The organism is Variovorax paradoxus (genome assembly GCF_030815855.1).
GTDB lineage: Bacteria > Pseudomonadota > Gammaproteobacteria > Burkholderiales > Burkholderiaceae_C > Variovorax > Variovorax paradoxus_M.
Genome location: NZ_JAUSXG010000001.1, coordinates 1,302,886 through 1,325,964, shown reverse-complemented (window position 1 = coordinate 1,325,964; position 23,079 = coordinate 1,302,886). Strand labels below are relative to the sequence as shown.

Genomic DNA, 23,079 nt, shown 5'->3' with positions numbered 1-23,079 from the left:
TGGTTCTACGCGCGTGCGGCGCGGATGAAGTCGATGTGCATGCGCGTGACGGCCAGCAGGTCGTCGCCTACCAGAGGGTATTCGATGGCGTGCGGCACGTCTGCCGGCAGCGCGCGCAGCACCGCGCGCCAGGGCGCAGCCGAGTCGCCGAGCGGCACCGCCACCCACTTGTGGGGCAGGCGCTGTGCGCCCTTGCAATGCACGTAGCGCACACGGCGGCCCAGCGCCTCGGCCGCCTGCAGCGGGCATTCGCCGACCCAGTGCCAGTTGCCCATGTCGAAGGTCATGCCAAGCTCGACGCCGGCGCGGTCGGCCGCGTCGAAGAAGGCTTGCAGTGCCGGCAGCGTGCCGGCGCGTACGGTCTGGTCGTTCTCGATCAGCAGCTCGACGCGGGTTTCCGCAAGCTGCACCTTCAGGCCCCACAGCGATCCGTGCGACGACGCACGAAAGTCGCCGATCGACATCTTGAGCCGCCTGACGCCCAGCTTCGTTGCGGCAGCAATGCCGCGCGCAAGCGCCGCGCTGTCGAGCCAGCCGCCTTCGGCCCAGAGGCCTTCGGGGCTGGAATACACGGAGGCAAGCCCCGCCAGCGACGGCAGTTCCGCATCGGGGTTGCGCAACATCTCGCCGCGCACCTCGACCGAATCGGCTCCTGCCTCGAGCGCCAGTTGCGAGCACCAGAGCTGGCCATGCCGGCCCACCTCGGCCGCACCGAAGGACGACAGAGAAATCAGTACCTGGAAAGACATCAGTGAGCCTGGTGCGAACTCAGGATCTGGCCGAGGAACTGGCGCGTTTTTTCGTTCTGCGGATTGCTGAAGAATTCCTGAGGCGGCGCCTGCTCGACGATCTTGCCGTCGGCCATGAAGATCACCCGGTCGGCCACGCTGCGGGCAAAGCCCATTTCGTGCGTCACGCACAGCATGGTCATGCCGTCTTCGGCCAGGCCGATCATGGTGTCGAGCACTTCCTTGACCATTTCGGGATCGAGCGCCGAGGTAGGCTCGTCGAACAGCATGATCTTGGGCGTCATGCACAGCGCGCGCGCAATGGCCACGCGCTGCTGCTGGCCACCCGAGAGTTGGCTCGGATACTTGTTGGCCTGCTCCGGAATGCGCACGCGCGTGAGGTACTTCATGGCCACCTCTTCCGCCTGCGCCTTGGTCATGCCACGCGAGCGCATCGGTGCGAGCGTGCAGTTTTCCAGAATGGTGAGGTGCGGAAACAGGTTGAACTGCTGAAACACCATGCCCACTTCGGCACGCACCGCATCCACGTTCTTGCCGCCGGCCGTCAGATCGATGCCGTCGACCACGATGCGGCCCTTCTGCACCGTCTCGAGCCGGTTGATGCAGCGAATGAGCGTGGACTTGCCCGAGCCCGAAGGCCCGCAGATCACGATGCGCTCGCCCTGGCGCACCGACAGGTCGATGCCGGTCAACACCTGGAATTCACCGTACCACTTGTTGACCGCTTCCATGCGGATGATCGATTCCGTCGTCATGCCAGGATTCCTTTTTCTTCTTCAGCCCCTGCGGTTCACTGCATCTTCGGCAGGTCGGCCTGCAGCCACTTCTGGTAGAGCTTGTTGAGCTCGCCGTTGGCGGTGTTCTTCGCGACGAAATCGTTGACGGCCTTGTGCAGCTCGTCCTGGCCCGGACGCATGGCGATGCCCATCGATTGCTGCACCAGCGTGAACTTGTTTTCGTAGCTGCCGGCGGGTACGCGCTTGGCGATCTGCGCCGCCACGGTCACCGAGCAGCCGATGGCATCGACCTGGCCCGAGATCAGTGCTTGCATGGCCGAGGCGTCGTCGTCGAAACGGCGGATCTCGGTGCCCTCGGGTGCGGCCTTGGTCACGGCCACGTCTTGCGTCGAAGCGCGGGCCACGCCCACGCGCAGGCCCTTCAGGTCGCCTGCGGCCTTGATGGGCGTCTTGGTGGCGCCGTACAGCACGATGGTGGCGGCCGCGTAGGGCTGCGAGAACTGCACCTGCTTGGCGCGCTCGGGCGTGATGGCCAGCGAGGCGACCAGCACGTCGACCTTGTTGGTCAGCAGGAAGGGAATGCGGTTCGGGCCGGTCACGGGCACGATGTTGGCCTTGACGCCCCACTCTTTAGCCAGCAGCTTGGCCACGTCGGCGTCGTAGCCGTCAGGCTGGTTCTGCGCATTGGTGGTGCCGTAGGGCGGAAAGTCGACCAGCATGCCGATGGTGATCTCGCCCTTCTTCTTGATGTCGGCCACGGATTGGGCCGATGCGAAAGGTGCGAACACGGTCAGTGCGGCGCCCAGTCCCAGGGATGCGAGGGCTGCCAGCGCAACGCGGCGGGTGGTGGTACGGGTCATTGGATGTGTCTCCTGAAAAATGGAATGCGACGAAAAAAGAGAAAAACGATCAGCGTGCGAGCGCCTGCGCACGCTTGCGTTCCATGCGGCCCGCCAGCAACGAGAGCGGCCAGCAGATCGCGAAGTAGATGGCGGCCACCACCGAGAACACGATGAGCGGCTGGAAGGTCGCGTTATTGACGATTTGCCCCGCACGCGTCACCTCCACGAAACCGATGATGGCTGCGAGCGAGGTGCCCTTGATGATCTGCACCAGGTAGCCCACTGTGGGCGCCAGCGCAATCTTGAAAGCCTGCGGCAACACCACGTCGCGCATGCGCGCGCTGTACTTGAGGCTCAACGCTTCGGCGGCTTCCCACTGGCCGCGTGGAACCGCCTCGATGCAGCCGCGCCAGATCTCGCCAAGGAAGGCCGCGCTGTTGAGGACGAGCGCCACGCCCGCGGCCACCCACGGATTGATGTCGAGCCCCAGCACCGGCGCGCCGAAGAACACCAGGAACAGCTGCAGCAGCAGCGGCGTGCCCTGGAAGATCTGGATGAAGGTGGTCGACACCCCGCGCGCCCACGTTGATTCGGACGTGCGCATGAGCGCGATGATCAACCCGAGGATCGCGCCGCCGACAAAGGCGATGGCGGAGAGCGCCAAGGTCCACTTGGCCGCTTCGAGAATGAACAGGAATTCGGGAAAACCGAAGGTACGCATGATGAGTCTTGCTCCGTCCGGGGCTTGTTACCGGCGGTCCGGATAGTTGAGCGTGCGCTTGTAGATCAGCTTGAACATGGCCGAGAAAGCCAGCGCCAACGCGAGGTAGATGGCAGCCACCACGATGTAGATCTCGAAGCTGCGGAACGTTTGCGACTGCAGGTTGGCGGCCACCGAGGTCAGGTCGTCGGCCGAGATGACCGACACCACGGCCGAGCTCAGCATCAGCAAGATGAACTGGCTCGTGAGTGCCGGGTAGATGGCCTTGAGCGCCGGCTTGATGATCACGAAGCGAAAGATTTCCCACGGCTTGAGGTTGAGCGCCCTGCCCGCCTCGATCTGCCCCTTGGGAATCGACTCGATGCCTGCGCGGATGATCTCGGTCGCATACGCGCCGAGGTTCACCACCATGGCCACGAGCGCAGCCGTCTGCGGCGACCAGCGCAGGCCGACGGCCGGCAGCGCGAAGAAGAAAAAGAACAGCTGCACGAGGAAGGGCGTGTTGCGGATCACCTCGATGTACGCGTTGATGACAAAGCGCAGCCAGCCCGGCCCCGAGGTCTTGCCCCAGGCACAGAAGATGGCTACGACCAAGCCGATCAGCGTGGCGGAAAGCGAGAGCTGAATCGTGATCCAGGTGCCCTTGAGCAGCAGCGGCCAGGCAGCGAACACGGCGTCGAATTGAAACTGGTAATTCATGGGGGGCGAGCACGGGCGTAGCCGTGCGCAGGCCTCGAAAGCAATGCTTGCAGCTTATATGAAACCGGTTTCAGAGCACCCTAGGGATTCCCCTAGGTCAGCTTTTCGAAGCACCTTCTGCCTACACTGGCGCGATGCTGAATACACCCGCGGCCGACACGACTGCAGAGGCAGGCGCATCTCCTACCGGCGTTCTTGCAGCGCCGGCCGTGCAGCACTTCAGGCAGGCCCTGCTCTGGCCCTTGCGGCTGATGCCGGCGCCTGATGCCAAGCCCGCGCACCACGGCCCTTGGCACGTGCTGCGCGAGATGGGCGATGCCTCGCCGTGGCGCGAGGAAATCGACGAATACACCGGCGACAGCGGCCGCTTTCACGAACGGCACTACAACGAGTTCGTGAGCTTTCTGCCGTATGTGCAGCGCTTTCTCTACGGCGAAGGCCGCTCCAAGGGCAAGAGCAGCGAAGGCACCGGCAACGACGGCGATTCGCCGATGCGCATCTTTCGCCGCCACGACGTTGCCGCCGTGCGCGTGGTGCCGCAGGCCGGCGACGCACCCATCACGCTCGACGTGGTGCATTGCGACCTGTACTTCTTCTTCGACATCGACGTGGTGCTGCTCAACCTCGAAGTCGGCGCGGACCACCTGAGCCTTGCGCAGGCGCAAGACCTGCTCTACCGCTTCGGCCGCGCCTACCCCGCTGGCTGGAACGCCGACGGCGGCGCGCTGCATTGCATGGCCAGCGTCGAATGGCTGGCCGCCGACGGCAGCGTGCTCGCGCAATCGGATGCGCAGCAGCGCGAAGCTTTTCTTTCGCACGTGGCCCAGCACCGCGCGCCGCGCATCTCTGCCCACTGGGCTTACCTGATGCAGCCGTTGGTGAGCGACCATTCCGACGACCCCGGCGTGCTGCGCTACCGGCAGATCGAGTACTACCGCATGCCCGTGATGGCGTACCTCTCGCTCGACGATCCGAAGCGCCTCTCGCGCAACGACTTCATCCGGCTCGGCCTCGTCACCGGTGCCGCCGAGGCCGACGCGGCCCGGCATGCCCACTTGCCTTACGCGGAGCAACACCTTGCGGACTTCGAGCACAAGTACTGCTACGACCGCTTCTGGGTCGACGCCGGCGCGGCGCCGAATACGCGCTACCTGTGCAACGGCCATGCGCTGATCGTGGTGGGCGATGCACGCTCCGAATTCTTCTGCTGCCGCGACCGCGGTGTGCTCGCGCAGTTCCGGCACCAGCACTTCCTGCTGTTCCTCATCGCGCATTTCCAGAAGGCATCGCTCTTGATGTTCTCGGACCAGCTGGTGGAGGCGCTCAAGCGGCTCGACATCCGCAGCACGCCGAGCGTCAAGCAGTTCAAGCGCGCGATCCGCTCGAGCTTCGAGCGCTTTCTGCGCTTCACGCACCGCTACTGGTTCCACGAGATTTCCGAGCAGGCGCAAGTGCGCGCGCTCTCGCACATGTGCACCACGCACCTCGGGCTCGACCCGCTCTATGACGAGGTCAAGTCGCGTATCGCCGACATGAACACCTATCTGGACGCCGACAGCTTGCGCCGGCAGGCCAGCACCGTGGTGCGACTCACGGTGGTCACGCTGTTCGGCCTGATCGGCACCGTGACGACGGGCTTCCTGGGCATGAACCTGCTGGCCGAGGCCGATGCGCCGTTGTGGCGCAAGGCGATCTGGTTCGGCGTGGTGTTCGTCTTCACGACCTGGCTCACGATCTACACGATGGTGAAGTCGCAACGCCTGTCCGACTTCATCGACGCGCTGTCCAACGACCGGCTGGGGTTTCGCGGAAAACTCGGTGCTTTGGCGCGGGTCTGGCGATCTGGGGCTGATTGATCTTGCGTGGGTGCGCTGTTCGGGGCGGCGCTCCCGCCGACGGGGTACCTTGTTCCGCGAATGTCCCCCGGCCTGCGGCCTCCTCCTTGATTTCGCTGCGCAAGGCACCCCATCAGCGGGAGCGTTGCAAAGAGCGGGAGTTGATCAGCCGTACACCAGCAGCGTGCCCCAGTGCACAGGGCATCGGGTGCTCCCCGCAGCGAAATCAAGGAGGAGGCGAAGCCGGGGGACATTCGCGGAGGGGAGTACCCGGTGGCCTGTGCACGCGCCCCGAACGCCTTCACGAACGAAGTCCCTCAGGACTAAGATCGCGCGCTCGTCAGCTCTCAGAAAAGACCACGAATGCGCATAGCCCTCGTCTCCGACATCCACGGAAACCTCCCCGCTCTCGAAGCCGTGGTCGAAGACATTGCCCGCCGCGGCGCGGATGTCATCGTCAACCTGGGCGACAGCCTCTCCGGTCCGCTGATGCCGCTGGAGACCGCGCAGTTCCTGATGGCGCAGGACTGGGTTCATCTCGGGGGCAACCATGAACGCCAGCTGCTCACAACGCCTGCGGAAAAGTGCGGCCCGTCCGATGCGTTCGCGCATGCCCGGCTCGGTGCCAAGGAGTTCGAGTGGATGGCGTCACTCGGGCACAGCTTGCGCTTCGGTCCGGAAGTCCTGCTCTGCCATGGCACGCCAGCGAGCGACCTTGAATACTTTTTGGAAACCGTGGAGCCCACGGTGTTCCGCGCTGCCACCCAGACGGAAATCGATGCGCGCCTCGGCAACGTCGATGCGCAGCTGATCGCCTGCGGGCACACCCATGTACCGCGCGTGGCGCATGCATCCGGCGGGCAGTTGATCGTCAATCCGGGCAGCGTGGGCCTGCCGGCTTACGACGACATTCATCCGTACCCGCACGCCGTGGAAACCGGCTCGCCGAACGCGCGCTATGCCATCGTGGAGCGGCACGAAAGCGGATGGTCCTCCCGGCTGATTGCGGTGCCCTACGACCACGCGGCCATGGCGGCACTGGCGCTTCAGAACGGACGGCCGGACTGGGCTCATGCCCTGGCGACCGGGCGCATGCCCTAGCGTTCTGGCGTCAGTCGCCGAACGCGATCTCTGCGCTGGGCACCGCGCGGATCGGCACATCGAAGCTCGTGATGTCCGACAGCGTGGCATTGTGGTGCGCACGAATGAAGGCGCCGGTGGCGTGCGGCTTGTCATGCGAAGTGTGCGCATCGGCCGCAAGCACGACCTCGTAGCCCAGCGCGGCGGCACGCCGCACGGTGCTGTCCACGCAGAACTCCGATGAATAGCCGCAGATCACCACGCGCTGCACCGCGTGGCCGGTCAGCCACGCTTCGAGCGGCGTGCGCAGGAACGAGTCGGAGGCGGTCTTGCGGATCTTCGTATCGCTCGCATCCACGCGCAACGCATCGGCAAGTTGCCAGCGTTCGGAGTCGAATTCCAGGTCGATGGCGTTCTCGTGCTGGATGAAGGCCACCGGCACGCCCGCGGCACGGGCGCGCTCGGTCAGGGCATTGACCCGCTGCGCGACCTCGGCGGCTTCGTGAGGGCGCGGCGGGTCGTCATAGAGGCCACGCTGCATGTCGATGATGAGAACGGCGGTTTTCATGATGGATGGAAAAGCAGAGCCTTGAACCATCCGAGTATGACGCCGGAGCCCGCCTGGTTTCAGCCTCAGTTCCAGGCGCTCACCTCGAGCCGCACCTTGCCGCTGATGCCCGGTGCCGCCGCTGCCGCGCCCAGGCTCGAAAGCGGCACGATGAACTGCTGCTTGCCGTTGGCCAGTTGCGTCGAACTCATCGGCAGCGAGGCCTTGCCCGCGGTGTCGGTCTGCCAGCCGTAGTTGACGTTCCAGTTCTGCGCGGGGTCGTCAGCCCGGGGCGGCGCAAGCTCGATGACGAGGGTGTCGCGGAACAGCGAACTGCCCTCGTAGTGGCCGTCGAGCCAGAACTTCTTGTTGACCTGGTAGTCGGGCACGCGCACGCCCAAGGTCATGGCGTAGGCCAGCGTCGGCCGGTCCTGCTTCACGCGTGCCTTGTTGGCAAGGAACACGGTCGAGAGATAGACAGAACGGCGCTCGAGCCTTTCGGGATCGGTCAGCTCCTTGTGCGTGCGGCAAGCCGGCGAATCTTCCTCGGCCACGCGCCGGCTCAGGTACCAGCGCTTGCCGCGCGGCGCGGCGAGCAGTTCGATCTGGTAGAGCGCATCGACATCGGCGTCCTTGGGCAGGTCGGGCGGCAAGGTGACGCCGTCGACATCGAACCAGAGATCGACGCGCACGTCGCCGAACAGGAAGCGCACGAGGTTCTGGTACGCCTCCTCGGAATTGACGATTCCGAAGTAGCCCGAGTGCGACCGAAAGGCGTAGGCGGTGGCCACGGGCTTGCTGCGCTTCGCCTCGTCGATGGACCACAGCGAGGCGTTCTCGATGCGCACCAGCCCGTCGCTGCCGTGGCCCGCGAACATGCGCGACAGGCCCTTGGCAGCCTCATAGTCGCCGCGGTTCGAGCCCACCATGCAGAAGAAGCGCTCGGCCGGAAACGCCGCCGCGGGCAGGTAGTCCATGCGGCCATCGACCGGTGCCGTGTCCAGAAACTCCGACATCCTTTCGCGGTTGAAGGTGTTCATCTCGTTTGCCGTGAGCCAGCCCGGCACGTTGACGCCTCCCATGTCGATGCCGTTGTGCGGTGTGGCATAGGTGAACACCTTGTCGACACAGGCGCGCGCGGCCGCCTCGCCGAGCGTGGGGTTCTGCAGGAAGGCCCGCACGACCAGCCCACCCATCGAATGCGCCACCAGGTAGCAGCGAAAGTCCGCCGACGAGAACGCGGCGCCCTCGCGCAGAGCGACCAGGTCGCGCACGCGCAGGATCAGCTTGCCGAGGCCCTGCGCGTAGATCTTCACGTCGCGCGACTTGCCGTCGCCGAGCAGTTCCGAGCCGCTGTCGTAGTAGCGGTAGATGACGATGGAAGCCGCCGGAATGCCGTCCACGTCTTTTCCCGTTTCGTCGGGCGAGGGCTTCCAGTCGTTGTCGAGAATGTCCAGGCCGTTCTGGTAGACGCTCTGGTACTGGAAGTCGGCCAGGAGCCGCACCACCGGGGATTCGAAGACGAACTTCTGCGCCGGCGCCTCCTTCTTGACGGTGGCGCGGTACACGGTGGAGCCGACATTGAAGCCGCAGAACGGATCGGCCGCCGTGTCGTCGCGCTCGGCTTCGGTCATGGCATAGCCGCGCACGTAGATGATGGGATAGCGGTTGCTGCTCATGGTGGGTGTCGCCTTCTCTAAGGCCGCGGGTCCGGCGCTTTTCAGTGTGCCGCGCGCCGCCGCCACCGACCATAGATCGCATGGCATACGACGGGCGGCGCGGCAAAGTCCCTTTGCGCCGAATGTTTCTGCCGTTGAAACCATTGGCAACGAAGCCGCGGCTAAGCTCGCGCCGCAAACACCCCGAACATCCGCATCCATGAACGACGTTGCCCGCCCCCTGCTCTCTCCAACGCACCGCTTGAGCCGCCTTCGCCTCTATGGCACTTCGCTCTTTGCGGCAAGCTGCGCATTGCTCGCCGGCTGCGTGAGCAGCAGCGGGTGCGAGGCACGCTACGACGCATCGCCGCAGTTCAAGGGCTGCGGCTTCCAGAATCTGCCGAACCCGGAAGTCCTGCCTTCCGCCAGCGCTTGGCGGATCTGGTCGCGCTTCATCGTGGGCAGCAAGGTCGAGACCGTGCCGGTCGATCCGATTCCCGTGCACATGCAGAGCACCGCCGAACTGGAGGCGCTCGATCCCAAGGCGAACCACGTGGTGCGGCTCGGCCATTCGTCGCACCTGCTCAAGCTGCAAGGCAAATACTGGCTCATCGATCCCGTGTTCAGCGAGCGCGCATCGCCGTTCACCTGGGTGGGCCCCAAGCGCTTTCACAAGCCGCCGCTCGCGCTCGAGCAGTTGCCGCCCATCGAAGGCCTGATCCTCTCGCACGACCACTACGACCACCTGGACGTGGCCACCATCGAGTACCTCGCGCAGCGCGTGCAGCGCTACTTCGTGCCGCTCGGCGTGCGTGCGCGGCTGGTCGCCATGGGCGTGCCCGCCGAGCGCGTGACCGAACTCGACTGGTGGCAAGGCGGCGAACACGACGGCGTGAAGCTCACCGCCACGCCAGCGCAGCACTTCTCGGGCCGCACGCTGACCGACCGGGACCGCACGCTGTGGGCCTCATGGGTGGTGCAAAGCGGCGACCAGCGCATTTTCTACAGCGGGGATTCGGGCTACTTTCCAGGCTTCAAGCAGATCGGCGAGCGCTTCGGCGGCTTCGACCTGGCACTGATGGAAAACGGCGCCTACGACCCCTACTGGCCCGGCGTGCACATGACGCCCGAGCAAAGCGTGCAGGCCTTCGAAGACCTGCGCGGCAAGGTGCTCTATTCGGTGCACAACAGCACCTTCGATCTGGCCTTCCACACCTGGCACGATCCGCTGGACCGCATCGCCGATTTGACGCAGGCGAAGAAGATCGAGCTGGCGACCCCGGTGATCGGCGAAGTGCTGACGATAGGAAAGGCGCGCACCAACGAGCGCTGGTGGCAGGGCCTGCATTAGCCGGCGTCTGCCACAGGGCTTACTTAGCCGCGCTCCTTGCGCTCCCGAGCCCGGCGCTGCTGCCGGGTTTCGTTGGCTTGCGCCGCGATGCGGTCCTTCTCGCGCTGCTTGGCCCCGCGCTTCAGGCGCATGCGGCGGCCGAACCAGAAACTGCCAATCCCCGTGACCACCGCGATGGCGAGGCCGATGACACTGATGTCGATGCCGCCCATCACAGAACCCGCACGATGCTCGTCGGCTTGAAGCCGAGATCGGCCGCCTTGCCCTTGCGCGCACGGCTGCCGCGCGCGTTGTTGAGCGTGCGGATCTCCAGGGTTTCGTCGCGCTCCTTGCCGCCGCGGCCAATGCCTTCGATCTTCACGCTGCGCGTGTAGGCGGCGGCGCCTGCGAGCGTGTCCTTGGCGTCGAGATCGATCAGCGTGAGACCGCGGCCACCCTTCGGCAGGCTCTTGAGCTCAGCGATGTCGAAGGTCAGGATGCGGCCGCCGGTGGAGGCGCAGGCCACGTGCGTGGCGGCGGGCATCGGCTCGGCGCCGCTCGCACCGCCCACCAGCGAGGGACGGCAGAGCTGTTCGCCCTCGCCCACGTCGATGAAAGCCTTGCCGCCGCGCTGGCGCGACATCATGTTCTCGACCGTGGCAATGAAGCCGTAGCCGCCGGTGTTGGCCAGCAGCACGCTCGCGCCTGCGGGGCCTGCGAAGAAATGCGTGACGTGCGTGCCGGCATCGAGTTCGATGAGCGTGGTGACGGGCTGGCCGTCGCCGCGCGCGCCGGGCAACGATGCCACGGGCACGGTGTAGACGCGCACAGTCTTGTCCTTGGCGCTGCCGAAGACCAGCAGCGTGTCGACGCTGCGGCACTCGAAGGCGCCGTAGAGCGCGTCGCCGGACTTGAAGCTGTATTCGGGCGTGGCCGATCCGTTGGTGCCATTCTTCTCGCTGGCCCACCCCTTCTGCGCACGGACCCAGCCCTTCTGCGAAACGATGACGGTGACGGGCTCGTCGACCACCTTCACTTCGGCCACGGCGCGCTTCTCGGCCTGGATCAGCGTGCGGCGCGGGTCTTCGAAGGTCTTGGCGTCGGCTTCTATTTCTTTCACCAGCAGGCGGCGCAATGCGGTCGGACTGCCGAGGATGTCTTCGAGCTTTTTCTGCTCTTCGCGCAGGTCCTTGAGCTCCTGCTCGATCTTGATGGCCTCGAGCCGCGCGAGTTGGCGCAGACGAATTTCGAGAATGTCTTCGGCCTGGCGCTCGCTGAGATTGAAGCGCGCAATGAGCGCGGCCTTCGGATCTTCCGCCGCGCGGATGATCGCAATCACCTCGTCGATGTTGAGCAGCACCAGCTGCCGGCCCTCGAGGATGTGAATGCGCTCGAGCACCTTGTTGAGCCGATGCCGCGAGCGCTTCTCGACGGTGATCTCGCGGAACGCGATCCACTCGTTGAGCATCTGGCGCAGCGACTTCTGCGTCGGCTTGCCGTCGATGCCCACCATCGTGAGGTTGATCGGCGACGAGGTCTCGAGCGAGGTCTGCGCAAGCAGCGTGGTGATGAATTCTTCCTGGCTGATGCGCGAGGTCTTGGGCTCGAACACCAGGCGCACCGCGGCGTCCTTGCTGGATTCGTCGCGCACCACGTCGAGCACCGACAGCATCGCGGCCTTCAGCTGGGTCTGGTCGGCGCTCAGGGCCTTCTTGCCGGCCTTGACCTTCGGGTTGGTGATTTCCTCGATTTCCTCGAGCACCTTCTGCGTGCTGACGCCGGGTGGCAGTTCGTTGACCACGAGCTGCCACTGGCCGCGCGCCAGGTCTTCGATCTTCCAGCGCGCGCGCACCTTCAGCGAGCCGCGGCCGGTGCGATAGGCGTCGGCAATGTCGGCCGGGCCGCTGATGATCTGCGCGCCGCCCGGATAGTCGGGGCCGGGCACGATCTGCAGCAGCTCCTCTTCGCTGAGCTTGCCGTTCGACTTGATCAGCGCCACGCAGGCATCGGCAATCTCACGCAGGTTGTGGCTTGGGATCTCGGTAGCGAGGCCGACCGCGATGCCGCTTGCGCCGTTGAGCAGCGTGAACGGCAGCCGAGCGGGCAGCAGGCGCGGCTCTTCGGTGCTGCCGTCGTAGTTGGGAATGAAGTCGACCGTGCCTTCGTCGATCTCGTCGAGCAGCAGGCTGGTGATGCGGGCCAGGCGCGCCTCGGTGTAGCGCATGGCCGCGGCACCGTCGCCGTCGCGGCTGCCGAAGTTGCCCTGGCCGTCGACCAGCGGATAGCGCTGCGAAAAGTCTTGCGCCATGCGCACCAGCGCGTCGTAGGCGGCCTGGTCGCTGTGCGGATGGAAGCGGCCGAGCACATCGCCGACCACGCGTGCGCTCTTAACGGGCTTGGCGCCTACGGTGCCGTTGGTGCCACCGAAGCCCAGGCCCATGCGCGACATCGAATAGAGGATGCGCCGCTGCACCGGCTTCTGGCCGTCGGACACGTCGGGCAGTGCACGGCCCTTGACCACGCTGAGCGCGTATTCGAGATAGGCGGTCTGTGCGTAGTCGGCCAGCGTGAGGGTGGTGTCGCCGTCGGTGGGGCCTGCAAGGTCGAGCGGAGGTTGGGAGTCGTCCATGGAGAAGAGAGAAAGAGAAACAGTCGGGGGCCGAGCGCCTGCGCGCTCAGCCCAATGTGAAAGCCTCGTGCACCGCGGACTGCACGGAGCCGCCGAGCACCGCGCCGCCGCCGGCCACGTAGATCCAATCGCCGATCACAGCGGCACCGACGGCATGGCGCGGCGTGGTCATCGGTGCATGCCGTTGCCAGGCGTCGGCCGCGGGGTCGTAGCTTTCCATCTGGCCGAACACCTTGGCTTGGCGCGGCACGCCGCCCACCAGGAAACCGCCCTCTCCGCCCATGGCGAAAAGGCGGCCGCGATAGACCACGAGGCCGTGGCCCGATCGCGCGGTGGGCAGCGGCGAGCGCAACTCCCATGTGTCGCGCGCGGGCAGGTAGACGTGGTGCAGGTCGGTGTTGTATTCGAAGGTGTTGAAGCGCCCGCCGATCACGTGGATCTGGCCGCTGTGCGCCACGCAGCCGACATGGTCGCGTGCGCCGGGCAGCGGCTTGCGCGTGGTCCAGCGGTCGGCCTTCGGGTCGTAGACCTCGTGCCAGCCCACGCTCGCACGCTCGGCCGCGGGCTCGGAAGCGCCGCCGATCAGGTGCAGCTGCCCATCGAGCATCACGGCGGCCGCGGCACCGCGCGGGCGAGGTAACGGCGCGATGGCGGTCCAGCGGTTGGCGGCTATTTCGTAGACGTAGGCGTTGGTGTCGGAGCGGCGGTTCTGTTCGACGAAGCCGCCGAGTGCATAGACGCGGCCTTCGTCGGCCGCCACCGCGACGTGATTGGCACCGCGCGGCAGCGGCGCACCATCGAGCCAGCGGTCGGCCACGGGGTCGTAGATGTGGTGGTAGTCGCGGTTCACCGCGCCTTCGCCGTAACCGCCGACCACGTGCATGCGGCCTTGTGCCGCCGTGGCCCAGGCCATCTCGCTGCGCGGAATCGGCAAGGCCGCGCGCGGCATCCAGCGTCCGGCAGGCCCGGCCGGCGCGGGGCTGTCCGTCACGCGTTGGGCCTCCTGCTCGGGCGTCATGTGATGCGGCACGCCGCCTTGCAGCCGCGCATACGGCTCCTTCGACGAAGGCGCCGCCGGCAACGTGTCGTGCGTGGCCGCATGCTGCGCGCGCGCAGCGCCGCTCACCGCGCAAGCGGCGGTCGCAAGAACAAGGCGTCGGCGTTGCATGAAGGGCTCCTTCATTGACGGGTAAAGGCGGGGCGCGGCATCAGGACACCGGCGCTTCCGCTGCGCCGTCCGGCACCGCCGGCTGCTCGGAGACCCCGGGCATGGCCGGCATGCTGCTTGGCGAATCGGACGGCATGTTGCCACGGCCCATCGCTCCGCCCTTCGGAACCACCAGTTCCATGCGGATGCGGCCCGGCGTCTTGCCGCCACGCGCGCCGCTCGCACCGCCGCCACCGCCACCGCCACCGCCACCGCCGTCCATTGCCACCGCCGCCGACGGCTTGAGGTAAGCATAGAGCCGCAGCACCGTCTGCACGTAGTTCTGCGTTTCCTTGTAGTTCGGAATCTTGTTGCCCGCGCGCTGCACCGCGCCTTCGCCCGCGTTATAGGCCGCAAGCGCCAGCTCGATCTGGCCCGGGAACATCGCGATCAGGTCGCGCAGGTAGCGCGAGCCGGCGGCGATGTTGATGCGCGGATCGAACAGCTTCTTCTCGATGGTGCTGCGCTTGTCCGCCGAGACGCCATAGCGCTGCGCGGTGGCCGGCATGAGTTGCATGAGGCCCATGGCGCCCTTGGGCGACACGGCCTGCGCATCGAAGCCCGATTCGGTGGCGATCAGCGCCTGCAGCAACTCGTAGTCGATCGAGTGCTTGTTCGACGCATCGCGCAGTGCCACCTTGGCGGTCTTGTAGCTTGGCGATGCTTCGAACAGCGCAAGCAATGTCTGCGACGCGGGCGGCACCTTGCCGTCGAGCCTGCGCCCGCCACGGCCGAGCGGCGAAAGGCCCTTGGCCGTGTCGAAGCTCTGCCCCCCGCGAAAGAAGATCTGGTAGCGCTCGTCGATCTTTTCCGATGCGAAGTGCGCCACGCCCTTGCCGTCGATGTAGCCGTAGATGTCAGCGGCGTGCGCAAGCCCCTGCTGCGCGCACAGCAGCAGGGCCAGGAGCAACGGACGCATGAAATCTGAAATTTTCACGAGGGTGGTCAAACATCGATATCGACATCGTCGGCGCGCAGTTCCATCAGTTCGCGCCGCGCGGCCGCCTCGCCCTTGCCCATGAGCTTGGTGATCTCCCCTTGGGTGGACGTGAAGTCGAAGCGTCCCAGCTGCACCTTCATGAGGCGCCGGGTATCCGGATTGAGCGTGGTTTCCCACAATTGTTCCGCGCTCATTTCGCCCAGGCCCTTGAAGCGGCTGATGCTCCAGGCGCCTTCGCGCACGCCGTCCTTGCGCAATTTGTCGAGTGTGGCAGTCAGTTCGCCCTCGTCAAGCGCGTAGACCTTGGAAGCCGGCTTCTTTCCGCGCGCGGGCGCATCGACGCGGAACAGCGGCGGCTTTGCGACATACACGTGGCCGGTTTCGATGAGCTTCGGAAAGTGGCGGAAGAACAGCGTGAGCAGCAGCACCTGGATGTGCGAGCCGTCGACGTCGGCGTCGGAGAGGATGCAGATCTTGCCGTAGCGCAGGCCGCTCATGTCGGGCGTGTCGCTGGGGCCGTGCGGATCGACGCCCACGGCCACCGAGATGTCGTGGATTTCGGTGTTGGCGAAGAGCCGGTCGCGCTCCACCTCCCAGGTGTTCAGCACCTTGCCGCGCAGCGGCAGGATGGCCTGGCTCTCCTTGTCGCGGCCCATCTTGGCGCTGCCGCCAGCCGAGTCACCCTCGACCAGGAAGACTTCGTTGTGGCTGATGTCCTTGCTCTCGCAGTCGGTCAGCTTGCCGGGCAACACGGCCACGCCCGAGCCCTTGCGCTTCTCGACCTTCTGGCCGGCGCGCTGACGCGTTTGCGCGGCCTTGATGGCGAGTTCGGCGAGCCTCTTGCCGTAGTCGACGTGCTGGTTGAGCCACAGCTCGAGCGCGGGGCGCACGAAGCTCGACACCAGCCGCACCGCGTCGCGCGAGTTCAGGCGCTCCTTGATCTGGCCCTGGAACTGCGGGTCGAGCACCTTGGCGCTCAGCACATATGAGGCGCGCGCAAACACGTCCTCGGGCAGGAGCTTCACGCCCTTGGGCAGCAGCGAGTGCAGTTCGATGAAGCCCTTCACCGCGGTGAAGAGGCCGTCGCGCAGACCGCTTTCGTGCGTGCCGCCTGCGCTGGTGGGAATCAGGTTGACGTAGCTCTCGCGCACCGGCTGGCCGTCTTCGGTGAAGGCCACGCACCAGTCGGCGCCCTCGCCCTCTGCGAAGTTGTCGGCGTTCTTGTCGGCATGGCCGCTGCCTTCGAACAGCGGAATCACCGGGTCGCCGTTGAGCGTCTGCATCAGGTAGTCGCTCAGGCCGCCCTTGTAGAGCCACTGCTGCGTTTCCTTGGTCTTCTCGACCGTGAGCGTGACGCTGACGCCGGGCATCAGCACGGCCTTGCTGCGCAAGAGATGCGTGAGCTCGCTCATCGGGAGCGCTGCGGTCTCGAAGTATTTGGCATCGGGCCAGGCACGCACCGTGGTGCCCTGCTTGCGCTCGCCGGCTTCGAGCTTGCGGATTTCGAGCGCCTCGATCACATCGCCGGCACTGAAGGCCAGCTTGGCCACCGAGCCTTCGCGATGCGAGGTGACTTCGAGCCGCTTCGACAGCGCGTTGGTCACCGACACGCCGACGCCGTGCAGGCCGCCCGAGAAGCTGTAGGCGCCGCCCGAGCCCTTGTCGAACTTGCCGCCCGCGTGCAGCCGGGTGTACACGAGCTCGATCACGGGCGCCTTTTCTTCGGGATGCAGGCCGAACGGAATGCCGCGGCCGTCGTCTTCGATGCTGGCCGAGCCGTCGGCATGCAGCGTGACCTTGATCTTCTTGCCGTAGCCCGCCAGCGCCTCGTCGGCGGCGTTGTCGAGCACTTCCTGGATGATGTGCAGCGGGTTGTCGGTCCGGGTGTACATGCCCGGGCGTTGCTTGACGGGCTCGAGGCCCTTGAGCACGCGGATGGAGCCCTCCGAATAGCCGGAGGACGCGGATGAGGAACTGGGGGGAGTCTTGGGGGGAGTCGCCATGGGGGCGGATTGTAGTCAGTCGATCCGAAATGACTGGATACCCATACAGGAACCACCGCCTCCCCCCGGCCGATGGTCCGCTCCGGTGGCCTACTTGTTGACGATGGCCTGGCCCGCATAAGCCAGCCAGCCCATTTCGGCCCGGGCCTTCTCGGCGGGCTCCAGATCGAGCACGATGCTTCCGGCCGCCAAGCCGAACGAAGGCGACATGCGCACGTACTTCGTCTCGCCTTCGGCGAGCGGAATAGCGAGCGTCTTGCGAAGGTCGGTGGTGGTGGCGGCGAGGTAGGTGCCCGCGGGACGGTCGACGAAAAAGAAGCTGCCGGGCTTCGACGACCCGACACCCAGCTTGTCGATGCGCACGCCGGGCTGCAGCGCGGCGCCGAAGGGGCCCGCGGCGCGGAAGAAATAGATGCGGCCATCGCCGGACTTGATCTTCGGAATGACGTTGCCCATCTCCTGGAACTTCGGGCCGGTTGGACCGCTGGCGCAGCCGGCGATGACCATCGCCAGCATCGTGGCGGCGGCGAGCTTCAGGGCAATTCTTCTCATGGTTCGGGGTCCTTGGAGAGCGGCATGACAGGAGCCCGAAATGTAACAAACTACAAGCATGTGCTGACCCCGGGCGAGCGGCTTTGATGCCCGCTGCGCATCGAACTGGCTCCGATAAATCATCAATGGCCTCAGCCCCCACGCCGCCTGCCACGGCACGCAAGTCGCTACATTCGACGGATGCAAGCCTCCGCCCCCACTCTTTCGGTCAAGCAGGTACTGATCTGCGGCGCCATGATCGTCACGCTCTCGATGGGCATCCGCCATGGCTTCGGCCTCTGGCTGCAGCCGATCACCCAGGCGCAGGACTGGACCCGCCAGACCTTTTCCTTCGCGCTCGCGATCCAGAATCTTTCATGGGGCATCTTCGGCGTGTTCGCCGGCATGGTGGCCGATCGCTTCGGGGCCTTCCGGGTTCTGATCGCGGGAACGGCCTTCTATGCGCTGGGCCTGCTGGGAATGGCCTATTCCCCGACGCCGCTGCTGTTCACTCTGAGCGCCGGCGTGCTGATCGGCGCGGCGCAGGCGGGCACCACCTATGCCGTGGTCTACGGCGTGATCGGGCGTCAGATTCCGGCCGAGCGGCGCTCGTGGGCCATGGGCGTGGCGGCGGCGGCCGGCTCGTTCGGCCAGTTCCTGATGGCGCCCATCGAAGGCCGCTTGATCGGACATCTGGGCTGGCAGACCGCGCTGGCGGTGGTGGCCATGCTGGCGCTGGTGATCGTGCCGCTGGCCTTCGGGCTGCGCGAGCCGCGCGCGGCCTTGGCCGCGCATCGCGAGCAATCGATGCTGCAGGCGGTGGGCGAAGCCTTCCGTTACCCGAGCTTCGGCTTGCTGATGGCCGGGTATTTCGTCTGCGGCTTCCAGCTGGCCTTCATCGGCATCCACATGCCGACCTACCTGCGCGACCAGAAGCTGCCGGTGGACGTGGCGGGCTACGCACTGGCGCTGATCGGGCTCTTCAACGTGTTCGGCACCTACACCGTGGGCCTCTTGGGCCAGAAGCTCGCCAAGCGCAAGATCCTGGCCGCCATCTACTTTGCGCGGGCGGTCTCGATCCTGCTGTTTCTGCTGGTGCCGATCTCGCCGATGAGCGTGTACGTCTTTTCGGCGGCCATGGGCTTTCTCTGGCTTTCGACGGTGCCCGCCACCAACGCGATCATCGCGGGCATCTTCGGCGTGGCGCACCTGTCGATGCTCAGCGGCTTCGTGTTCCTGAGCCACCAGGTGGGGTCGTTCATCGGCGTGTGGCTGGGCGGCTATCTGTATGACACCACGGGCAGCTACGACATCGTCTGGTACATCGCGATCGGCCTCGGCGTGTTCGCGGCGCTGATCAACCTGCCCGTCAAGGAAGGCGCCATTGCGCGCGGGGGCCGGACGGCCGCCGTAGCGGGCTGACCGCTGACGGCGGACAATGGCCGACATGACTTCGCAGATGCACCACCGCCTCGTGCACGCCGGCTGGCTGGCCGCCGCGCTGGCAGTGCTGGGCGGCGTTTTCGCGCTTTACGTGCATCCGGACTTTCTCGTCACACTGGTCGACCAGGTCTGGTCCTGCTTCTGATGGCCACGGAAGACACCGCAGCTTCGCACGCGGGACTGGCCGCGTCGGAATGGATCGCCAGGTGGTCGCACCTGCTCGCCCCCGGGGCGGCCGTGCTCGACGTTGCCTACGGGCAAGGACGGCACATGCAGTGGTTTGCGGGGCGCGGGCACGCGGTCACGGGTGTCGATCGCTCGACCGAAGCGACCGAAGCCGCAAGCGCCTTCGGCCGCACCGTGACGGCCGACATCGAATCGGGCCCCTGGCCCTTCGCAGGCCGGGTCTTCGGCGCCGTGGTCGTGACCAACTACCTCTGGCGGCCGCGCCTGGCCGACATCGTGGCCGCCGTTGCGCCAGGCGGCGTGCTGCTCTACGAAACCTTTGCCGCCGGCAACGAAACGGTGGGTAAGCCCTCGCGCCCCGATTTTCTGCTGCAGCCCGGCGAACTGCTGGCTGCATGCCGGGAGCTGCGCGTGGTGGCTTACGAGAACGGCTTTCTTGCCGAACCTGAACGCTTCGTGCAGCGCATTGCCGCGGTCCGAGCCGGCAATGCCGCATCAGGCCAACCTGAACGCCATCTCCTGCGGGGAAACTGACCCCGCCGGCGCGGCCGTTTCCGGAAGCTCCGGAGTAAGTAGAATCGGCGCTTTCGTCCACCCGACAGAGAGATTCCCCCTTGGAGCAACTGACAGGCAGCATCGTCGCTCTCGTCACGCCGATGCACGACGACGGCAGTGTCGACTATCCCGCCCTGCGCCGGCTGATCGACTGGCATATCGACGAAGGCACCGACTGCCTCGGCGTGGTCGGCACCACTGGCGAATCGCCCACGGTCGACGTGGAAGAGCACTGCGAAATCATCCGCGTGTCGGTCGAGCAGGCCAAGGGCCGCGTGCCCGTGATGGCCGGCTGCGGCGCCAATTCGACCAAGGAAGCCATCGAGCTCGCCAAGTTCGCCAAGGGCGTGGGCGCCGATTCTCAGCTGCAGGTGGTGCCCTACTACAACAAGCCGACGCAAGAAGGCCAGTACCAGCACTTCAAGGCCATTGCCGAAGCCGTGGGCGACCTGCCCATCGTGCTGTACAACGTGCCCGGCCGCACCGTGGCCGATATGGCGCACGACACCGTGCTGCGCCTGGCCCAGGTGCCGGGCATCATCGGCATCAAGGAAGCCACCGGCAACATCGAGCGCGCGCAGTGGCTCATTCGCGACCTGCCGAAGCACTTTGCGGTGTATTCCGGCGACGACCCGACCGCGGTGGCCCTCATGCTCTGCGGCGGCCAGGGCAACATCAGCGTCACGGCGAACATCGCGCCGCGCAAGATGCACGAGCTGTGCGTTGCGGCCATTGCGGGCGACGTGCGCAAGGCGATGCAGATCCAGTTCGAACTGATGCCGCTGCACCGCAACCTGTTCGTCGAACCGAACCCGATTCCTCTCAAGTGGGCCATGTCCAGGCTCGGACTTTGCGGCGGTACCCTGAGGCTGCCGCTCACCGAACTGGCCGAAACGAACCAACCCGTGGTCGAGGCTGCCCTGAGCGCCTGCGGACTGCTCAAGGGCTGAGCCCGCTTCTTCCTCCCCAAACACCGCATCTCTTTTCTTTCCGCCGCATCGAGGTTACGCAACCTTTTGCCTGAACCGTGCTCAGAGAGTGCGGGCAATGCGGCCCCCTAGATTGATCGAACCCATTCCAACAAGGAAGACGACGTTGAAGAACCTTTCGCACATCTCGCGATTCGCACTGCTGGCCCTCGTTGTCAGCCTCGCCGCCTGCTCCGTTCTCGAGGGCGACAAGATCGACTACAAGAGCGCCGGCAAAGCCCCGACCCTCGAAGTCCCGCCCGACCTGTCGCAGCTTTCGCGCGAAAACCGCTATGCGGTGCCGGGCGGCGCGGTCACGGCCAACGCCTACCAGGCAGGCGCCACCAACGCGCCGGGCATTCCCACCGCGGTGGCCAACATCGGCGACGTCCGCATGGAGCGTTCGGGCACGCAGCGCTGGATCGTCATCAACCGCTCGCCCGACCAGCTCTGGGATCCGGTGAAAGACTTCTGGCAGGAAAGCGGCTTTCTGCTGACCACCGAGCAGCGCAACCTCGGCATCATGGAAACCGACTGGGCCGAGAACCGCGCCAAGCTGCCGCAGGACATCATCCGCGGCACGCTGGGCAAGCTGGTCGATTCGGTCTACTCGACCGGTGAACTCGACCGCTTCCGCACCCGCCTGGAGCGCACGCCCAACGGCACCGAGATCTTCATCAGCCACCGCGGCATGCAAGAGGTCTACAACAACAGCCGCCAAGACCAGACCGTATGGCAGCCCCGCCCGAGCGACCCTGAACTCGAAACCGAGTTCCTGCGCCGCCTGATGGTCAAGCTCGGCGTTTCGCAAGAACAGTCGAAGATCCTGGCCGCCACCACCGCGCCGACCAAGACCGCCACCGTTGCCAACGCGGGCGGCCAACCGGTCGTGCAGATCAATGAAGGCTTCGACCGCGCATGGCGCCGCGTGGGCCTGGCGCTCGACCGCACCGGCTTCACCGTGGAAGACCGCGACCGCAGCGCCGGCATCTACTACGTGCGCTACGTGACCCCCAACGCGGACAAGAAGGAACCCGGCTTCTTCGGCAAGCTGTTCGGCAGCTCTTCCAGCAAGAACGAAGCGCCGATCAAGTTCCGCATCCTCGTGAAGGGCCAGGGCGAATCGACCACGGTCTCGGTGCTGAACGAATCCGGCGCACCTGAAACCTCGGCCAATGCGCAACGCATCGTCCAGGTCATTGCCGACGACCTGAAGTAACCCGCATGCTCCGCTTCCGAAGCCTCGGCAGCGGCAGCACGGGCAATGCCGCGCTGGTCGAGGCGACCAGTGGCGGCCGCACCTCACGGCTCCTGATCGACTGCGGCTTCGGCCTCAAACAACTCGATCTGCGGCTTGCCAGGGCCGGGCTCGCGGCCGGCGACATCGACGCGATCTTCGTGACCCACGAGCACGGCGATCACATCGGCTGCGCCCATTCGCTGTCGCGGCGCAACCGCATTCCCGTCTGGATGAGCGAAGGCACCTGGCTCGCCACGGGCGGCCGCGATTTCGAAGGCCGGCTCAACCTCGCACGAGACGAAGCGGAGTTCGCGATCGGCGACATCTCGGTGCAGCCCTTTACCGTGCCGCACGACGCCCGCGAGCCGCTGCAGCTGCGCTGCTCCGACGGCGCGCGCACCCTGGGCGTGCTCACCGACCTGGGCCATGCCACGGCGCATGTGCTCTCCAGCCTGCGCGGCGTGCATGCGCTGCTGCTCGAGTTCAATCACGACAGCGAGCTGCTGGCCAATTCGGCCTATCCGGCCTTCCTGAAGCTGCGCGTGGGCGGCAAGCATGGCCACCTGTCGAATGAAGCGGCCGCGGAGATCGCACGCGCGGTTCGCCACGATGGCCTGCGCCATGTGGTCGCGGCGCATTTGAGCGAGCAGAACAACCGCCCCGACATCGTGCGGCGGCTCATGGCCGAAGCCCTCGGGGGCCATGAGGCCGAGATGCTCACGGCCAGTGCGTCGGAAGGCTCGCCCTGGCTCGACGTGTGATCGCGCGCCCCGGGCCTCTCCGGGCGCCATCGAAAAAGTAAAAAAGCCGCCAACAAGGCGGCTTTTTGCTGGGCGAACGGATGCCCCGGTCGGCGGTCGTTACTGCTTGGGCGCCTGATTCTTCTTAGCCTCTTCCGTCGCGGCATTGGCCGCGTCGAGGGCCGAGGAAGCGCCTGGCGAGGGCGTCGTTGCACCTGGCGAAGGCGTGGTAGCGGCCGAAGGATCGGTGGTCGAAGGTGCTGGAGCAGCCGCAGGCGGCGGTGGCGCCGGTTCGGTCACCGGAGCGGGCGGCGGTGTCACAACCGCCGGCGCGGCGTCCTCTTTCTTTCCGCACGCCACGAGTGCGGCAGCGGCGATCAACGAAGCGAGCAGGACGGATGACGACTTCTTCATGGAAACTCCTTTGGCAAAGATGTCT

At 66.0% G+C, this 23,079-nt stretch carries 23 protein-coding genes; 9 read left to right on the top strand and 14 right to left on the bottom strand.

Annotated features, from left to right (window positions below):
* Positions 1-5 precede the first annotated feature (5 nt).
* Genes QFZ42_RS06245 through QFZ42_RS06225 form a run of 5 tightly spaced genes read right to left on the bottom strand, consistent with a single transcriptional unit; the run spans position 6 to position 3,748 of the window.
* Complete coding sequence (locus QFZ42_RS06245; RefSeq protein WP_307700127.1) at positions 6-749, bottom strand: sugar phosphate isomerase/epimerase family protein; 744 nt, start codon at positions 747-749, stop codon at positions 6-8.
* Positions 749-1,504, bottom strand: coding sequence for an amino acid ABC transporter ATP-binding protein (locus QFZ42_RS06240; RefSeq protein WP_307700126.1), 756 nt, complete (start codon positions 1,502-1,504; stop codon positions 749-751). The genes QFZ42_RS06245 and QFZ42_RS06240 overlap by 1 nt, the downstream gene beginning before the upstream one ends.
* Positions 1,505-1,539: 35 nt before the next feature.
* Positions 1,540-2,346: a transporter substrate-binding domain-containing protein gene (locus tag QFZ42_RS06235; RefSeq protein WP_307700125.1), complete on the bottom strand. Its 807-nt coding sequence runs from the start codon at positions 2,344-2,346 to the stop codon at positions 1,540-1,542.
* Between the two features lie 49 nt (positions 2,347-2,395).
* Complete coding sequence (locus tag QFZ42_RS06230) at positions 2,396-3,049, bottom strand: amino acid ABC transporter permease (protein ID WP_307700124.1); 654 nt, start codon at positions 3,047-3,049, stop codon at positions 2,396-2,398.
* 27 nt (positions 3,050-3,076) lie between these two features.
* The gene (locus tag QFZ42_RS06225; RefSeq protein ID WP_307700123.1) at positions 3,077-3,748 is read right to left on the bottom strand and encodes an amino acid ABC transporter permease; all 672 of its coding nucleotides are present in this window, start codon (positions 3,746-3,748) and stop codon (positions 3,077-3,079) included.
* 134 nt (positions 3,749-3,882) lie between these two features.
* On the opposite strand from QFZ42_RS06225, the gene QFZ42_RS06220 reads away from it, so the two are divergent.
* Together QFZ42_RS06220 and QFZ42_RS06215 are read left to right on the top strand one after the other, a co-directional pair.
* Complete coding sequence (locus tag QFZ42_RS06220) at positions 3,883-5,604, top strand: hypothetical protein (protein ID WP_307700122.1); 1,722 nt, start codon at positions 3,883-3,885, stop codon at positions 5,602-5,604.
* Between the two features lie 342 nt (positions 5,605-5,946).
* Positions 5,947-6,684, top strand: coding sequence for a metallophosphoesterase family protein (locus tag QFZ42_RS06215; protein ID WP_307700121.1), 738 nt, complete (start codon positions 5,947-5,949; stop codon positions 6,682-6,684).
* Between the two features lie 10 nt (positions 6,685-6,694).
* On the opposite strand, the gene QFZ42_RS06210 is transcribed toward QFZ42_RS06215, so the two are convergent.
* Positions 6,695-7,231, bottom strand: a complete 537-nt coding sequence (locus tag QFZ42_RS06210; protein WP_307700120.1) for a cysteine hydrolase family protein — start codon at positions 7,229-7,231, stop codon at positions 6,695-6,697.
* Between the two features lie 65 nt (positions 7,232-7,296).
* Positions 7,297-8,889 carry an esterase/lipase family protein gene (locus QFZ42_RS06205; protein ID WP_307700119.1) on the bottom strand — a complete coding sequence of 531 codons (1,593 nt, stop codon included), beginning with the start codon at positions 8,887-8,889 and terminating at the stop codon, positions 7,297-7,299.
* A 199-nt stretch (positions 8,890-9,088) separates the two neighbouring features.
* Here QFZ42_RS06205 and QFZ42_RS06200 point away from each other — a divergent pair, with 199 nt between their 5' ends.
* A complete protein-coding gene (locus QFZ42_RS06200; protein ID WP_307700118.1) occupies positions 9,089-10,219 on the top strand; it encodes an MBL fold metallo-hydrolase in 1,131 nt (376 codons plus the stop codon).
* Between the two features lie 23 nt (positions 10,220-10,242).
* On the opposite strand, the gene QFZ42_RS06195 is transcribed toward QFZ42_RS06200, so the two are convergent.
* The 6 genes from QFZ42_RS06195 to QFZ42_RS06170 form a co-directional block, all read right to left on the bottom strand.
* A complete protein-coding gene (locus tag QFZ42_RS06195; protein WP_307700117.1) occupies positions 10,243-10,431 on the bottom strand; it encodes a hypothetical protein in 189 nt (62 codons plus the stop codon).
* Positions 10,431-12,827 (bottom strand): DNA topoisomerase IV subunit A, encoded by a 2,397-nt coding sequence (gene parC / locus QFZ42_RS06190; protein WP_307700116.1) that lies wholly within the window; start codon positions 12,825-12,827, stop codon positions 10,431-10,433. Before parC ends, QFZ42_RS06195 begins: the two co-directional genes overlap by 1 nt.
* A 46-nt stretch (positions 12,828-12,873) precedes the next feature.
* The gene (locus QFZ42_RS06185) at positions 12,874-13,995 is read right to left on the bottom strand and encodes a Kelch repeat-containing protein (RefSeq protein WP_307700115.1); all 1,122 of its coding nucleotides are present in this window, start codon (positions 13,993-13,995) and stop codon (positions 12,874-12,876) included.
* Positions 13,996-14,035: 40 nt separating this feature from the next.
* The gene (locus tag QFZ42_RS06180) at positions 14,036-14,953 is read right to left on the bottom strand and encodes a lytic transglycosylase domain-containing protein (RefSeq protein WP_307700114.1); all 918 of its coding nucleotides are present in this window, start codon (positions 14,951-14,953) and stop codon (positions 14,036-14,038) included.
* A 26-nt stretch (positions 14,954-14,979) separates the two neighbouring features.
* The gene (locus QFZ42_RS06175) at positions 14,980-16,977 is read right to left on the bottom strand and encodes a DNA topoisomerase IV subunit B (protein WP_307700113.1); all 1,998 of its coding nucleotides are present in this window, start codon (positions 16,975-16,977) and stop codon (positions 14,980-14,982) included.
* 90 nt (positions 16,978-17,067) lie between these two features.
* Positions 17,068-17,529 (bottom strand): hypothetical protein, encoded by a 462-nt coding sequence (locus QFZ42_RS06170; RefSeq protein WP_307700112.1) that lies wholly within the window; start codon positions 17,527-17,529, stop codon positions 17,068-17,070.
* A gap of 180 nt (positions 17,530-17,709) precedes the next feature.
* Here QFZ42_RS06170 and QFZ42_RS06165 point away from each other — a divergent pair, with 180 nt between their 5' ends.
* From QFZ42_RS06165 to QFZ42_RS06140, 6 genes are all read left to right on the top strand, one after another.
* Entirely contained in the window at positions 17,710-18,930 is a 1,221-nt protein-coding gene (locus QFZ42_RS06165) for an MFS transporter (protein ID WP_307700111.1), read from the top strand.
* A gap of 25 nt (positions 18,931-18,955) precedes the next feature.
* A complete protein-coding gene (locus QFZ42_RS06160) occupies positions 18,956-19,096 on the top strand; it encodes a hypothetical protein (RefSeq protein WP_307700110.1) in 141 nt (46 codons plus the stop codon).
* Entirely contained in the window at positions 19,096-19,671 is a 576-nt protein-coding gene (locus QFZ42_RS06155; RefSeq protein WP_307700109.1) for a class I SAM-dependent methyltransferase, read from the top strand. The genes QFZ42_RS06160 and QFZ42_RS06155 overlap by 1 nt, the downstream gene beginning before the upstream one ends.
* A gap of 80 nt (positions 19,672-19,751) precedes the next feature.
* The gene (dapA, locus tag QFZ42_RS06150; protein WP_373423311.1) at positions 19,752-20,642 is read left to right on the top strand and encodes a 4-hydroxy-tetrahydrodipicolinate synthase; all 891 of its coding nucleotides are present in this window, start codon (positions 19,752-19,754) and stop codon (positions 20,640-20,642) included.
* Between the two features lie 145 nt (positions 20,643-20,787).
* Entirely contained in the window at positions 20,788-21,879 is a 1,092-nt protein-coding gene (gene bamC, locus QFZ42_RS06145; protein WP_307700108.1) for an outer membrane protein assembly factor BamC, read from the top strand.
* Positions 21,880-21,884: 5 nt separating this feature from the next.
* A complete protein-coding gene (locus QFZ42_RS06140; RefSeq protein WP_307700107.1) occupies positions 21,885-22,661 on the top strand; it encodes an MBL fold metallo-hydrolase in 777 nt (258 codons plus the stop codon).
* 99 nt (positions 22,662-22,760) lie between these two features.
* Here the strand turns inward: QFZ42_RS06140 and QFZ42_RS06135 are convergent, their stop codons facing one another.
* A complete protein-coding gene (locus QFZ42_RS06135; protein ID WP_307700106.1) occupies positions 22,761-23,054 on the bottom strand; it encodes a hypothetical protein in 294 nt (97 codons plus the stop codon).
* Positions 23,055-23,079: the final 25 nt, after the last annotated feature.

Excerpts from the sequence above, each read along its gene's own strand:
- QFZ42_RS06140 (WP_307700107.1), top strand. The coding sequence starts at position 21,885 with ATGCTCCGCTTCCGAAGCCTCGGCAGCGGCAGCACGGGCAATGCCGCG.
- QFZ42_RS06235 (WP_307700125.1), bottom strand. The coding sequence starts at position 2,346 with ATGACCCGTACCACCACCCGCCGCGTTGCGCTGGCAGCCCTCGCATCC.
- QFZ42_RS06215 (WP_307700121.1), top strand. The coding sequence starts at position 5,947 with ATGCGCATAGCCCTCGTCTCCGACATCCACGGAAACCTCCCCGCTCTC.
- QFZ42_RS06175 (WP_307700113.1), bottom strand. The coding sequence starts at position 16,977 with ATGGCGACTCCCCCCAAGACTCCCCCCAGTTCCTCATCCGCGTCCTCC.
- QFZ42_RS06135 (WP_307700106.1), bottom strand. The coding sequence starts at position 23,054 with ATGAAGAAGTCGTCATCCGTCCTGCTCGCTTCGTTGATCGCCGCTGCC.
- QFZ42_RS06210 (WP_307700120.1), bottom strand. The coding sequence starts at position 7,231 with ATGAAAACCGCCGTTCTCATCATCGACATGCAGCGTGGCCTCTATGAC.
- QFZ42_RS06220 (WP_307700122.1), top strand. The coding sequence starts at position 3,883 with ATGCTGAATACACCCGCGGCCGACACGACTGCAGAGGCAGGCGCATCT.
- QFZ42_RS06225 (WP_307700123.1), bottom strand. The coding sequence starts at position 3,748 with ATGAATTACCAGTTTCAATTCGACGCCGTGTTCGCTGCCTGGCCGCTG.
- QFZ42_RS06185 (WP_307700115.1), bottom strand. The coding sequence starts at position 13,995 with ATGCAACGCCGACGCCTTGTTCTTGCGACCGCCGCTTGCGCGGTGAGC.
- QFZ42_RS06170 (WP_307700112.1), bottom strand. The coding sequence starts at position 17,529 with ATGAGAAGAATTGCCCTGAAGCTCGCCGCCGCCACGATGCTGGCGATG.
- QFZ42_RS06160 (WP_307700110.1), top strand. The coding sequence starts at position 18,956 with ATGACTTCGCAGATGCACCACCGCCTCGTGCACGCCGGCTGGCTGGCC.
- parC (WP_307700116.1), bottom strand. The coding sequence starts at position 12,827 with ATGGACGACTCCCAACCTCCGCTCGACCTTGCAGGCCCCACCGACGGC.
- QFZ42_RS06200 (WP_307700118.1), top strand. The coding sequence starts at position 9,089 with ATGAACGACGTTGCCCGCCCCCTGCTCTCTCCAACGCACCGCTTGAGC.
- QFZ42_RS06155 (WP_307700109.1), top strand. The coding sequence starts at position 19,096 with ATGGCCACGGAAGACACCGCAGCTTCGCACGCGGGACTGGCCGCGTCG.
- QFZ42_RS06205 (WP_307700119.1), bottom strand. The coding sequence starts at position 8,889 with ATGAGCAGCAACCGCTATCCCATCATCTACGTGCGCGGCTATGCCATG.
- QFZ42_RS06230 (WP_307700124.1), bottom strand. The coding sequence starts at position 3,049 with ATGCGTACCTTCGGTTTTCCCGAATTCCTGTTCATTCTCGAAGCGGCC.
- QFZ42_RS06180 (WP_307700114.1), bottom strand. The coding sequence starts at position 14,953 with ATGCGTCCGTTGCTCCTGGCCCTGCTGCTGTGCGCGCAGCAGGGGCTT.
- QFZ42_RS06165 (WP_307700111.1), top strand. The coding sequence starts at position 17,710 with ATGCAAGCCTCCGCCCCCACTCTTTCGGTCAAGCAGGTACTGATCTGC.
- QFZ42_RS06195 (WP_307700117.1), bottom strand. The coding sequence starts at position 10,431 with ATGGGCGGCATCGACATCAGTGTCATCGGCCTCGCCATCGCGGTGGTC.
- QFZ42_RS06245 (WP_307700127.1), bottom strand. The coding sequence starts at position 749 with ATGTCTTTCCAGGTACTGATTTCTCTGTCGTCCTTCGGTGCGGCCGAG.
- QFZ42_RS06240 (WP_307700126.1), bottom strand. The coding sequence starts at position 1,504 with ATGACGACGGAATCGATCATCCGCATGGAAGCGGTCAACAAGTGGTAC.